The organism is Fusibacter sp. A1, from assembly GCF_004125825.1.
In the GTDB taxonomy this organism is placed as follows: domain Bacteria; phylum Bacillota; class Clostridia; order Peptostreptococcales; family Acidaminobacteraceae; genus QQWI01.
The window spans coordinates 103,981-116,139 of sequence record NZ_QQWI01000003.1 but is presented as its reverse complement, the minus strand read 5'-3'; the positions used below and the strand labels follow the sequence as shown (position 1 = coordinate 116,139).

Here is a 12,159-nt window from a genome sequence, read left to right as displayed (position 1 = left end):
ATATGCCACAATAACTATCACCATCCCAGCACTATATGCTATAATGGCACTAGTCGGGCTGGTTCCCCGATAATTAACTTGGAGGTATTGAATATGAGAGAAGTAGTAATTGTATCTGCTGTTCGTACAGCGATAGGATCATTTGGTGGGGCAATCGGTAAAGTGACTCCTCAGGATTTAGGTGCGACTGTTATCAAGGGCGCCCTTGAAAAGATCAATCTGGATCCTAAAGAAGTAGATGAAGTGATGATGGGCTGTGTTATTCAAGCGGGTCAAGGGCAGGGGGTTGCCAGACAAGCTGCGATTAAGGCGGGACTATCTATCGAAACACCGGCGATGACAATCAATATGATTTGTGGTTCTGGATTAAAGTCGGTTTCACTTGCTGTTCAGTCCATCATCAGTGGCGACAACGAAGTCGTGGTTGCTGGTGGTATGGAGACCATGTCAATGGCGCCATATCTATTAAAAGAGGCTCGTTGGGGCCAACGTATGGGCGATGGTCAACTTTATGATACGATGGTGAGAGACGGCTTGTGGGATGCCTTCAACGACTTCCATATGGGTCAGACGGCTGAAAACTTAGCTTCAAAATACGAAATTTCAAGAGAAGCACAAGATGAGTTTGCAGTTGTTTCACAAAACCGTGCTGAGGCGGCTCAAAAAAGCGGTAGATTTAAAGACGAGATTATTCCAGTAGTGATTCCTCAAAGAAAAGGCGATCCTATTGTATTTGAAGAAGATGAATATATCAAGCATGGCGTGGTTGTTGAGAAATTAGCTAAACTTCGCCCGGCATTCAAAAAAGACGGCAGTGTAACGGCGGCAAATGCATCAGGCATCAACGACGGTGCAGCTTGTATCATCGTAATGAGCAAAGAAAAGGCGGATCAGCTTGGATTAACGCCACTTGTGACGGTTGTCAGCCACGCATCTGCAGGTGTCGCTCCTGAAATCATGGGTATCGGTCCTGTTCCTGCAGTTAGGAAAGCGCTGAAAAAAGCGAACTTGACCGTAGCTGATTTGGATTTGGTGGAAGCAAACGAGGCTTTCGCATCTCAAGCGCTTGCTGTTGCAAAAGAGCTTGAGTTAAACATGGAGATTACAAATGTCAATGGCGGAGCAATCGCGCTTGGACATCCTATTGGAGCAAGTGGTGCAAGGATTCTTGTGACACTTATTCATGAAATGCAAAAAAGAGAAGTTAAGACTGGCCTAGCTACACTTTGTATAGGTGGCGGTATGGGTGAAGCGGTAATCGTAAAAAAATAGTGAGGTCTATCTATGTCGCAGTACAGCAAAGAACTGAATACCATGTTGAATAAAACGCTAATGCGTGTGAACCGCATCCATAGCAATAAAAAACTTGGAACAGCTACGTGCAAGCTCGACATTATGGATGTGGCCATATTGGAAGTTTTGAATGATGAGCCTCAGTCCCTTAAATCGCTTTGCACAAATATGAATTATCCACGTGCGGATCTTGCGAAATTTGTTTCTAGGCTACTGAAGTCAAAACTGATAGAAAAATCAGAAGACCCAGTCGACAAGAGACTTGTGGTTCTTGGTCTTACCGAGTTCGGTGATAGGCAACTGGCGGTTGCGAGCAGTAAGTTGCACGCCCCGCTCGAGTTTGCAATTTCAGAGCTTACCATAAATGAAGAAAAAGCCGTACTCAAATATTTGAGTAGGCTTCATCAAGGATTCAAGCAGCTTGAAGACAAATCTGAAAAATAAACTAAAAAAGCTACTCTTACGAGTAGCTTTTTAAATACCTTATTTAGGTTGTGCTGCGTCTACAGGGCAAACATTCGCACAAGCGCCACAGTCGATGCATGAAGCTTCGTCTACAACGTAGATGCTATCGCCAGCAGTGATGCATGATACTGGGCATTCTGGTTCGCAAGCGCCACAGCTGATGCAAGAATCATTAATGATATAAGCCATAATTTGAATCCTCCTATAAATTTGACACGAGGTACACGTTTATGTGTTGATGTGTCAGTTTGTAATTGAATTATATGAGATATGATTTACAATAACAAGTAAGGTGAAGTTAAAAAAACGTGAATATGCTGTCTTTATATTGAGAATCGTTATAAATTAAGCGATATAAATCTAAACATTAAAATTTTTAAAACGAAGTGGGTTGACCAGAAGTTTGCTGGGTACATAGAAATGGGTGAGGTTATGAAAGTATATGCACTGGTAGGATCAAGTGGTACAGGAAAAAGCCATCGCGCTCTATTTGTCGCAAGACAACATGATATTCATTACATTATCGATGATGGTCTGCTGATCAAACACAATAAGAAAATTGCAGGTAAGTCCGCAAAGCGCGAGCAGACGTATATCGCCGCTGTCAAACGAGCGATATTCCATCACGACAGCCACTTACAGGAGGTCAAGGCGGCCTTAGATCTTCACAATCCTAAGAAGCTGTTGATCATCGGAACCTCGGATGCCATGGTTGAGAAAATCGCACGACGGTTGGGGATAGGAGAAATCAGCGAAACGGTCTATATCGATGATATTTCTACTCCTGAAGAAATCCAGACAGCAAGGGATATGAGGAGTAAACATGGCAAGCACGTTATACCTGTGCCTTCTGTCGAGCTGAAAAGTGATTTTAGCGGTTATTTCCTAGACAAGCTTAAGGTGTTTTCCTTTAAACGGGAGACCGGGCTTGAGATGGCGGAAAAGTCTGTTGTCAGACCGACCTTCAGCTACTTGGGGAAATATACGATTTCGACAAAGGCGCTCACTCAAATTGCAGGTTACTATCTTGATCGAAGTGAGGTGGTGCATTCTGTTGTTAAGCTAAAGTTTAATGAGAAACCAGAAGGTGTGATTATTCATGTCGAGATCATCGGTGGTTTAGGGAGCAAGCTGCACGTAGGGATCAATAAGCTGATTATTGCTCTTAAAGATGGACTTGAAGCAATGACCCAGTTACATGTGATTCGGATTGAAGTCTATGTAAGGCAAGTGAAGCGGATAAAAAATTAACGAATTGTTCAAAATTTTCTGACGATTTAATTTTGCAATGAAAATGTTAAAAAATCGATAAATATTTCACGGTTAAGTGAAAACCACTATCAGTCTGGTTTGTGCAAGTATTGGTAATGGCTATTTTATGTAAATAGACTGCAAGTTTAATTTCATAATCAAAAAATGTTTTTACAAAAAAACATTGTTTTACTTGATAATATTCGTTATGATAAAGGCGAAAATTGATTAGGAAAAGGTTTGCAGCCATAGAAATGGTTAAGAACTTAACAATCTTTGCCGTAAATAATGCGGCAACACGAAAAGGGAGAGGTATGATGAACAAGTACATTTCGGAAGTATTTGAGCGCGTACAGGCAAGAAACGCTAATGAGCCAGAATTTCTACAAGCAGTAGAAGAAGTATTCGAGTCGTTGGAGCCAGTAATGGACAAACACCCTGAGTGGGTACAGGCAAACATTCTTGAAAGAATCACTGAGCCTGAAAGACAAATCATCTTTAGAGTTCCTTGGGTTGATGATGCAGGTAACCTTCAAGTAAACAGAGGTTTCCGTGTACAATTTAACGGAGCTATCGGACCTTACAAAGGTGGTCTTCGTTTCCACAGAACTGTTTATATTTCAATCGTTAAATTCCTAGGTTTTGAGCAAATCTTTAAAAACTCTTTAACTGGCTTACCAATCGGTGGCGGTAAAGGTGGTTCTGACTTTGATCCTAACGGCAAATCAGACGCTGAAGTAATGAGATTCTGCCAAAGCTTTATGACTGAGCTTTACAGACACATCGGACCAGACGTTGACGTTCCAGCTGGCGATATCGGTGTTGGTGGTCGTGAAATCGGCTACATGTACGGTCAATACAGAAGAATCAGAGGCGCGTTTGAAAACGGCGTGTTAACTGGTAAAGGCCGCCCTTACGGTGGTTCACTAATCAGACCAGAAGCTACTGGTTTTGGTGTAACATACTTCGCTAACGAAATGCTTAAGCACGAAGGTTTATCTTTCGAAGGTAAAACTGTTGCTGTTTCAGGTTTCGGTAACGTATCATGGGGCGCTTGCATCAAAGTTAGAGACCTTGGTGGTAAAGTTGTTACTCTTTCTGGTCCAGATGGATACATCTACGATGCAGACGGTATCGTAACAGACGAGAAAATCAACTACCTTCTTGAAATGAGAGCATCTGGTAGAGATAAAGTAAAAGACTACGCTGATAAATTCGGTTGTGAGTTCTTTGCTGGTGAAAAACCATGGGGCAGAAAAGTTGATATCATCATGCCATGTGCAACTCAAAATGATATCCACCTTGAGCATGCTGAAGCAATCGTAGCTAACGGTATCAAATTCGTAGTAGAAGGCGCTAACATGCCAACTACAAACGAAGCACTTAAGTTCCTTATGGAAAAAGGTGTTCTTGTTGGTCCAGCTAAAGCAGCTAACGCTGGTGGTGTTGCTACTTCTGCACTTGAAATGTCACAAAACTCAATGAGACTTTCTTGGACTGCTGAAGAAGTTGACGAAAAACTTCACCAAATCATGATCGACATCCACAACAACGCAGCTACTGCATCTGAAGCTTACGGCTTAGGATACAACCTAGTTGCTGGTGCTAACATCGCTGGCTTCGTAAAAGTTGCTGACGCTATGCACCAACAAGGTAACTATTAATCAATAAATAAAAGCTAGACTTCGGTCTAGCTTTTTTTTTATTGATTAATAGTTACCAATGAAATCCGTCCTTCGGCCGGGTGATATGCCCTGCGTGCATGAAATATCCTGCGGATGTGATATACGCCTTCGGCCCATAAAAGGATTTCATATCACAATCGCGAAGCGATTATATCATATCGAAGATATTTCACGCCCGAAGGGCATATCATTCGCTTTTTATTATTTCTTTTATTTTTTCTTCTATTATTTCTTTTATTTTATTTCTTCCTATTATAATAGTCCTTATCCATCAACTTCCTTCTCAGTGATAACCATTTGCAATTGATTGTGATAGCGTGTAGAATAAAGATGGAAAGTGTTGTTCACAGACTGTCCGATCCGTCAACAAAATGCGTTGACTTACATCGCCAAGAACAGACTGTCCGATCCGTCAACAAAAGACGTTGACTTACATCGCCAAGAACACACTACGTTCTTGGTAAAGAGAGGTATACTATGGCTCAGATGAGTTTTTATGATAAGGTGATTGCGGTTATTATGTCTATTCCTAAGGGGAATGTCATGACTTACGGGCAAGTGGCTGCGGCGGCAGGAAACCCGAAGGCTGCTAGGTTTGTAAGTGGGGCTATGAGGCGCTATCAAGATTCGGATCTGCCTTGGCATAGGGTCCTCAACAGCTCGGGGCATATTTCCCTGCCTACCTATGAGGGTTATGAGCTTCAGAAATCGCTGCTTCTGATGGAGGGTGTGGTGATGAGCGATAAGGACCGCGTCAATTTGAATGTCTATGCCTATAGGGGACCCTTCCATCATGTGGTGGATCCAGAAGATGACTTGCCACTTAAGTAAAAACAGATTATAATATAGGGGTATCGGTGCCCGTAAGGGAGAATAGGGAATGAGGTTTAAATCCTCAGCGAACCCATCACTGTAATGTGGAACGACTTATCACAGCCACTGCGTAAGCGGGAAGGCATAAGTCGTGTTGAAGCTAAGCCAGGAGACCTGCCATACATGCTTAATTTGGATGACGGTAAAGTCCAGGTTCTTTTTGTCAAAGAAGAATCTGGGCTTTTTTTATGTCGAAAAGCCTAGTGAAGGTACGAAAGGGGATTACGATGAGTAAATTGAATGACGCGTTAAATGCAATCAAGGAAGTGGACTCGAAATGGTCGGACACAGCACAGACAAGGGTCGATAATCTGATAAAACCTGTTGGAAGCATGGGAAAACTTGAGTCGTACTATGTGCAACTCAGTGCCATCAATCAGACGCTTTCACCACTTGTCGATAAAAGGGCGATTCTTGTATTTAGCGGTGACCATGGTGTGATCGATGAAAATGTAGCGGTGTGCCCTCAAGATGTGACGCTGAAGCAGACGCTGAATTTCGTCAGAGGATATACCGGGGTCTGTGCGCTTGCGAAACAGGCTAAAGCTAAACTTATACCTGTTGATGTAGGTGTCAATGCGACTATTGAAATGCCAGGAATCATCAATAAGAAAATTGCATTTGGAACGAAAAATCTAAGAATAGAACCTGCGATGACGCGCGAGCAAGCGATTCGTGCGATAGAGGTAGGTATTGAAACTGCCGTCGATGCGATTGACGAAGGGTATAATATATTGGCGACCGGTGAAATGGGAATATGCAACACAACACCTAGCGCTGCGATTCTGTCTGTCTTTGGAAATGTAGATCCTGAACAGGTGACAGGCATGGGAGCCAACCTTGACGACGAACGGGTGAAGCACAAGATCAATGTAGTCAGAGATGCGATAAGGAACAACAATCCGGATGTAAACGATCCGATCGATGTGCTTGCCAAGGTGGGTGGATTTGAACTTGGTGCGATGTGTGGAGCCTTTATCGGTGCGGCCTCTAAAGGGGTACCGATTGTGGTCGACGGATTCATCGCGACGGTATCAGCACTGGTCGCTGTTCGTTTGAACCCGAAGGTCAAGGAGTATTTGATTCCTTCGCATAAAAGCAAGGAAAAAGGGGCGAAATTCGCTTCTGAACTCTTAGGTGTCGACCCTCCGCTGGATTTGGATATGAGACTTGGTGAAGGTACAGGTGGAGCATTGATGTTCAACATTCTAGAAGCCGCCTGCTTTATGGGGATAGAGATGATCACTTTTGATGAAGCTGGAATCGGAGTTGTTTAAGAAGAGAGTTGCGTTTTTCAAAACATATGGTTATAAGACTGAAGCTGTGCTGGTGCACAGCTTTATTCATTTGTGTAAGTAAGTCAATTCTCAGAATCTTCATTTTTCTCTTGCAATGTATCTCTTAAGTAAGTATGATATTGGTGATAATATATAAAAGGATATTACTTCTTTAGGTATAATTGCTTAAAGTTTGGGTATGTTAACTGTATAAAAGTTACAACAGGGGGGCAGTTATGATAAATGAAAAGGGTATTGGACTGAATGACTTGATGGAGATGGACTTTTTTAAAGGCGGAAAGTTGATTGCCGGAAAAAAAGGCATCAACGAGCTTGTAGTAAATGTAAACATCATGGTCGATCTTGACATCATGAACTGGGTGAAACCAGGCGAGCTTTTGCTTACTACCGCATATGTATTTAAAAATGAACCGCTAAATAGAGTGAAGCAAATGATTATTGAATTTAAGGAAAAAGGTCTGGCCGGTCTGTGTGTGAAGATCTATCCTTATATCCAAGAACTTGATCCATCGCTAGTAGCACTTGCTGATGAACTTGGTTTTCCCGTAATCGATTTGGATTATGAAGTGCCCTTCAACGATATCATGACCCCTATCTATAAATTACTTCTCAATAGACAAGCTCTAATTCTTGATAAGGTGGAAGCTGTCCACAATGAGACGATGGCTATCCTTCTTAAGGGCGGTACAGCTGTGGATATCGTAGACATGTTGACAGGCAATCTCGAACATCCTACTTTTTATGTCGATTATCAGTTTGATGAGGTGATCTCTCCATATAAAGTGGACGAACGATTTTTAAAGATTACCAACACCTATGCCAGAACCAGGCAAATGGTGATCGGTAGAAAGCGTACAGACACGATAACGGTGGATGAACAGTCAGTTGAGCGAACATTCATCCCGGTGCTTGTAAAAGATGAGGTGCATGGACATTTAGTCGTCTACGGGCATAAGAGACCGATTGGAAATGTCGATATATTAAGCCTTGAGTCGGCTGCCTCACTTTTGGCGATTGAATCCTTAAAGAAACTTTCGATCAAGGAAGTCGAAAACAAGTATAAGGCAGAATTTTTCGATGACCTGATAGCAAACGATTCGATCAGACGGGAAAAGGCCATTGAACGGGCTGGCAACTATGGATTCAGACCGGAAAGCCACTATAGCATAGTCAGCATCAAGCTGATCGGAGATGAAGATCAGGGAGGTCTGATCAAGTCGCAGCGGATGACCAAGGTGATCTACCTACTTGAACTCATGCTGATGAAAGTCTCTCAAACCTATTTGGTCTCTACAAAAGAGCAGACAATCAACTTGCTGTTCATGTGGAAAGACAAAGTAAGTTATAAAAAGAACATCGGAACAATTCTTAACCATGTCGAAGAGACCTTGAGCGATAAATCGCTTGTACCTGATTTCATTGTGGGTGTCGGTAGAATCTATGAGGACATCATCAATACACATCAGAGTCTGACAGACGCCTTAAAAGCGATTGAACTTTCTGGAATTAATCAAACTAAAACGATTATATTTGACGAATTGGGTATATATAAGTTGTTAAGTCATGATGTGCTTAGGGATGAACTGACTGAGTTTTATCAGGCGTCGATCGAACCCCTAGTCGCGTACGATAAAAAGAGGGATACCGATCTTGTAAAGACACTTGAGATTTATTTTGAGATGAACGGCAACTTAAAAAAGATGTCTGAATCGCTGTTTACCCACTACAACACCATTCTCTATCGCATCACCCGTATTAAAGAAATTACGAATAAGGATTTGGATGATGAACAGGATCGTTATGGCCTCCAGACTGCACTAAAAATCAAGCATATTTTAGAACTCAAGAGGTAAGCTTATGCAAACTGTCTGCAAACGATGTGGAAAAATCAATAAAACAGCTGCCAATACTGGCTATTGCAGCGCTTGCCAACCGCTTGAACGACAGGATTATGAGGTGGTCAAGAACTATGTGAGCGCACATCCCAACGCCCAGATGATAGAGGTCCACAGGGCTACAGGGGTCAGTTTAAAAGTCATCGACCGGATGATCAACAATGGCGGACTGATTGTGGTTCCATCAAAGCATGACAATAGGGATGAATGAATTGTAAGAAAACGACTAAGAGCAGTCGTTTTTTTTATGTAATATTAACAAAAATATATAGATAAAAACACTAAAAACACTTTTAATGCATGAATCATCTGATATAATGTTTTGGGGTTATGTCATCTGACATATAAGACAGGAGGTATTACATGAATAAAAACAAGGGTTTTCTGGAGCAGTTTTTCAAGCTTTCAGAACACAAAACAACTGTAAGTAGAGAGTTGATAGCCGGTTTAACAACCTTTATGACTATGGCTTACATATTGGCAGTCAACCCATTCATCCTTGGTACTACAGGCATGGATAAGGGTGCATTATTCACTGCTACAGCGCTCGCTGCAATCGTGGGGACGGTCGCAATGGGTATGATGGCGAACCTACCATTCGCACTTGCGCCTGGTATGGGACTTAATGCCATTTTCGCATTCACTATTGTCGGTGCGATGGGGTATAGCTGGCAAACCGCTTTAACAGCCGTTTTAATTGAAGGTATCATATTTATTCTTCTTACATTCTTCAACGTGCGTGAAGCGATCATCAATGCCATTCCTTTGGGAATCAAACACGCTATTTCAGTCGGTATCGGTCTATTTATCGCCTTGATCGGTTTTGTCAATGCGGGAATCGTACAATCCGGAAAATTCGCATTGCCTGACGGGTCGCTTGATGGACTTATCGTTTCGCTTGGTGATTTGACATCACCTGGTGCGCTTGTCGCAATCATCGGACTTTTAATCACTGGTGTGCTGCTGGCTAGAAACGTACGTGGAGCGATACTCATAGGTATTGCGATTTCTACTGCCATTGCCGTACCGTTCGGTCTAATCAATTTTGATAATTTCACACTGGTTCAAATGCCACCTTCTTTGTCGCCGATTCTCTTTAAGTTTGAGTTTTCGAGCATCTTCAACGGCGATATGCTGGTCATTCTGTTTACCTTACTATTTGTAGATATGTTCGATACGGTCGGAACGCTGATTGGTGTATCCGATAGAGCGGGTATGCTCGATAAGGACGGTAAGGTGCCTAACGCTAAGCAAGCGCTTATGGCTGATGCGATTGGAACTACTGTCGGCGCCGTTTTAGGTACATCTACTGTAACGACATATGTTGAATCGGCAGCAGGTGTTGCAGACGGTGGTAGAACAGGTCTTACAGCGATGTCTACCGCGTTCTTCTTTGCAGTCGCTTTATTCTTTGCACCGCTGTTCTTAATTGTTCCTGCGGCAGCTACGGCTCCAGCGCTGATCATCGTCGGTATGTTCATGATGGCTCCTGTTGCTAAAATCAAATGGGATGATTTCTCAGACGCCCTACCAGCTTTCTTGACATTTGTCATGATGCCTTTCACTTACTCCATCGCAGACGGTATCATCTTTGGTATCGTGTCGTATGTAGTGGTTAAAGTATTTACTGGAAAATCTAAAGATATTCCAACATTAACCTATGTTCTAGCGGCAATCTTTATCGCCAAGTTCATTATCGAGAAATTCCTATAACCCTAAAATCGACCGCTCTGGAGTGATGAATCGCTCCAGGGCGGTTTTTACTTATAAAAGATAAGAACGATGACTTTCGTATCTCTAAATTACTTCACACCCTTAGGTACTTGAGGTATACTTTTATCTATGAGGTGACATGATGATTAGATTTACTGGCGACATAATCGACTTAAAAAAAATTCATGAAAGCGGCCAATCCTTTCGGTGGAAAGAGCTTGCAGAAAATAGGTTTCTTGTGGTTCATTTGAATGGATTATGTGAGATGGTACAGATTGATGAGTGTACGGTACAGATAGAAAATATGATCGGAGAACCGGTGGACTGGATCACCTATCTGGACGGGCAAAGGTCTTATAAGGACGCGAACGATGCGATTCTTGAGCGGGAGTCCACCCTTAAAACTTCAATCGAGTTTGGCAGGGGCATACGGCTACTTAGGCAAGATCCCTTTGAGATGATCATGACCTTCATCATGTCCGCGAACAATCATATTCCAAGAATCCGTAACTTTGTTGATAAGCTTTCTATCTGCTCAGGACGGCTCATTGGGACTGTGGAAGGTGAGGAAGTTTATGCTTTTCCGACAGTGGAAGAGGTGACACACCTTACTGAAGGTGACTTTAGAGCGATGGGGGTAGGTTACCGCGCGCCCTATTTTGTACAAACCATCGAGTATTTGTCAGCTTCAAAAGAGTGGCGAAACTGGTGTGAGCTTGATACCGAGGCGCTTGTAAAAGAACTGATGCTTCTAAAAGGTGTAGGCCGCAAGGTGGCAGACTGTATCGCGCTTTTCGGTTATGGCCGATGGGAAGTTTTCCCTGTAGATACATGGATAAAAAAAGCTGCCAAGGACAAATGGGGAATCGATGCAGGTGGAGATAAAGAAATCAGGCTTGCGCTGGAAAGAAAGTTTCCTGTCGCAAGAGGCCTGGTACAACAATACATGTTTTATTATGAGCGAAGCATAAAGCTTGAAAGGAAGTAGGTGACTTCATGTTTGGTGATATTGTAAATGCGGCTGCGATTCTCATAGGGGGAAGCTTGGGAATCGCCTTAAAAGGGCGTGTGAGTGAGCGCTTTGAAACCCTTATCCTTCAGGCCATGGCTCTTGGGGTGCTGATTATCGGATTTCAGGGCGCGCTGAAGGTGACAAATCCGCTGATCATGCTGATGTCGCTAGCAAGCGGAGCCCTTCTTGGTGAATGGATGCGCATTGAGGATAGGCTGACTAATTTTTCGCAATGGATCAAAGATACATTTGCGATCAAGTCGGATGGCTTTGTTGGCGGTTTTGTCTCTGCGACGCTACTCTTTTGTGTTGGATCCATGGCGATTGTAGGAAGTTTGAACAGCGGACTTTATAACGATCACAGCGTACTTGTCGCCAAGGGGTTGATCGATGGCGTGATCAGTGTCCTGTTAGGGAGCACTCTTGGTATCGGAGTAGCCTTCTCAGCGATTCCTGTTCTCCTTTATCAAGGTAGTATCATCATCGGAGCGGGATTTTTGAAACCGTTTTTAACCGAAGTGCTTATCGCAGATATTTCAACCGTCGGAAGTGTGCTGATTATAGCGATTGGAATCAACATGCTGGGTATTATGAAAATCAGAGTTGGAAATCTTTTGCCTGCCATCGCAATGGCTGTGGTCTTTTCTTTGACTTTAAACTGATAAATTTTATTT

At 42.8% G+C, this 12,159-nt stretch carries 12 protein-coding genes and 1 riboswitch; of the genes, 11 read left to right on the top strand and 1 reads right to left on the bottom strand.

What is annotated here, in order from left to right; all coding sequences use genetic code 11:
* Positions 1-93: 93 nt before the first annotated feature.
* Both DWB64_RS04560 and DWB64_RS04555 read left to right on the top strand, forming a co-directional pair.
* Positions 94-1,272, top strand: coding sequence for an acetyl-CoA C-acetyltransferase (locus tag DWB64_RS04560; RefSeq protein ID WP_129487016.1), 1,179 nt, complete (start codon positions 94-96; stop codon positions 1,270-1,272).
* Positions 1,273-1,284: 12 nt separating this feature from the next.
* Positions 1,285-1,737, top strand: a complete 453-nt coding sequence (locus DWB64_RS04555; protein ID WP_129487015.1) for a MarR family winged helix-turn-helix transcriptional regulator — start codon at positions 1,285-1,287, stop codon at positions 1,735-1,737.
* Positions 1,738-1,776: 39 nt separating this feature from the next.
* Here DWB64_RS04555 and DWB64_RS04550 read toward each other — a convergent pair whose 3' ends face one another.
* A complete protein-coding gene (locus tag DWB64_RS04550; protein ID WP_129487014.1) occupies positions 1,777-1,947 on the bottom strand; it encodes a 4Fe-4S binding protein in 171 nt (56 codons plus the stop codon).
* A 243-nt stretch (positions 1,948-2,190) separates the two neighbouring features.
* On the opposite strand from DWB64_RS04550, the gene DWB64_RS04545 reads away from it, so the two are divergent.
* The 9 genes from DWB64_RS04545 (at position 2,191) to DWB64_RS04505 (ending at position 12,147) form a co-directional block, all read left to right on the top strand.
* A complete protein-coding gene (locus DWB64_RS04545; RefSeq protein ID WP_129487013.1) occupies positions 2,191-3,009 on the top strand; it encodes a hypothetical protein in 819 nt (272 codons plus the stop codon).
* A 317-nt stretch (positions 3,010-3,326) separates the two neighbouring features.
* Complete coding sequence (gene gdhA / locus DWB64_RS04540) at positions 3,327-4,673, top strand: NADP-specific glutamate dehydrogenase (RefSeq protein WP_129487012.1); 1,347 nt, start codon at positions 3,327-3,329, stop codon at positions 4,671-4,673.
* Positions 4,674-5,171: 498 nt separating this feature from the next.
* A complete protein-coding gene (locus tag DWB64_RS04535) occupies positions 5,172-5,525 on the top strand; it encodes an MGMT family protein (RefSeq protein ID WP_129487011.1) in 354 nt (117 codons plus the stop codon).
* A gap of 7 nt (positions 5,526-5,532) precedes the next feature.
* Positions 5,533-5,704: riboswitch (cobalamin riboswitch) on the top strand.
* A 90-nt stretch (positions 5,705-5,794) separates the two neighbouring features.
* Positions 5,795-6,844, top strand: a complete 1,050-nt coding sequence (gene cobT / locus DWB64_RS04530) for a nicotinate-nucleotide--dimethylbenzimidazole phosphoribosyltransferase (RefSeq protein ID WP_129487010.1) — start codon at positions 5,795-5,797, stop codon at positions 6,842-6,844.
* Positions 6,845-7,080: 236 nt separating this feature from the next.
* Entirely contained in the window at positions 7,081-8,718 is a 1,638-nt protein-coding gene (locus DWB64_RS04525; protein WP_129487009.1) for a PucR family transcriptional regulator, read from the top strand.
* A gap of 4 nt (positions 8,719-8,722) precedes the next feature.
* Positions 8,723-8,971: a hypothetical protein gene (locus DWB64_RS04520; protein WP_129487008.1), complete on the top strand. Its 249-nt coding sequence runs from the start codon at positions 8,723-8,725 to the stop codon at positions 8,969-8,971.
* 173 nt (positions 8,972-9,144) lie between these two features.
* Complete coding sequence (locus DWB64_RS04515; protein WP_129487258.1) at positions 9,145-10,473, top strand: NCS2 family permease; 1,329 nt, start codon at positions 9,145-9,147, stop codon at positions 10,471-10,473.
* Positions 10,474-10,612: 139 nt separating this feature from the next.
* Positions 10,613-11,461 carry a DNA glycosylase gene (locus DWB64_RS04510; protein WP_129487007.1) on the top strand — a complete coding sequence of 283 codons (849 nt, stop codon included), beginning with the start codon at positions 10,613-10,615 and terminating at the stop codon, positions 11,459-11,461.
* An 8-nt stretch (positions 11,462-11,469) separates the two neighbouring features.
* Positions 11,470-12,147 carry a DUF554 domain-containing protein gene (locus DWB64_RS04505; RefSeq protein WP_129487006.1) on the top strand — a complete coding sequence of 226 codons (678 nt, stop codon included), beginning with the start codon at positions 11,470-11,472 and terminating at the stop codon, positions 12,145-12,147.
* Positions 12,148-12,159: the final 12 nt, after the last annotated feature.

Bases quoted from the DNA above. Each gene is read 5' to 3' on its own strand.
- DWB64_RS04535 (WP_129487011.1), top strand. From the start codon at position 5,172: ATGGCTCAGATGAGTTTTTATGATAAGGTGATTGCGGTTATTATGTCT.
- DWB64_RS04545 (WP_129487013.1), top strand. From the start codon at position 2,191: ATGAAAGTATATGCACTGGTAGGATCAAGTGGTACAGGAAAAAGCCAT.
- DWB64_RS04560 (WP_129487016.1), top strand. From the start codon at position 94: ATGAGAGAAGTAGTAATTGTATCTGCTGTTCGTACAGCGATAGGATCA.
- DWB64_RS04555 (WP_129487015.1), top strand. From the start codon at position 1,285: ATGTCGCAGTACAGCAAAGAACTGAATACCATGTTGAATAAAACGCTA.
- DWB64_RS04520 (WP_129487008.1), top strand. From the start codon at position 8,723: ATGCAAACTGTCTGCAAACGATGTGGAAAAATCAATAAAACAGCTGCC.
- DWB64_RS04505 (WP_129487006.1), top strand. From the start codon at position 11,470: ATGTTTGGTGATATTGTAAATGCGGCTGCGATTCTCATAGGGGGAAGC.
- DWB64_RS04525 (WP_129487009.1), top strand. From the start codon at position 7,081: ATGATAAATGAAAAGGGTATTGGACTGAATGACTTGATGGAGATGGAC.
- DWB64_RS04510 (WP_129487007.1), top strand. From the start codon at position 10,613: ATGATGATTAGATTTACTGGCGACATAATCGACTTAAAAAAAATTCAT.
- DWB64_RS04550 (WP_129487014.1), bottom strand. From the start codon at position 1,947: ATGGCTTATATCATTAATGATTCTTGCATCAGCTGTGGCGCTTGCGAA.
- cobT (WP_129487010.1), top strand. From the start codon at position 5,795: ATGAGTAAATTGAATGACGCGTTAAATGCAATCAAGGAAGTGGACTCG.
- gdhA (WP_129487012.1), top strand. From the start codon at position 3,327: ATGAACAAGTACATTTCGGAAGTATTTGAGCGCGTACAGGCAAGAAAC.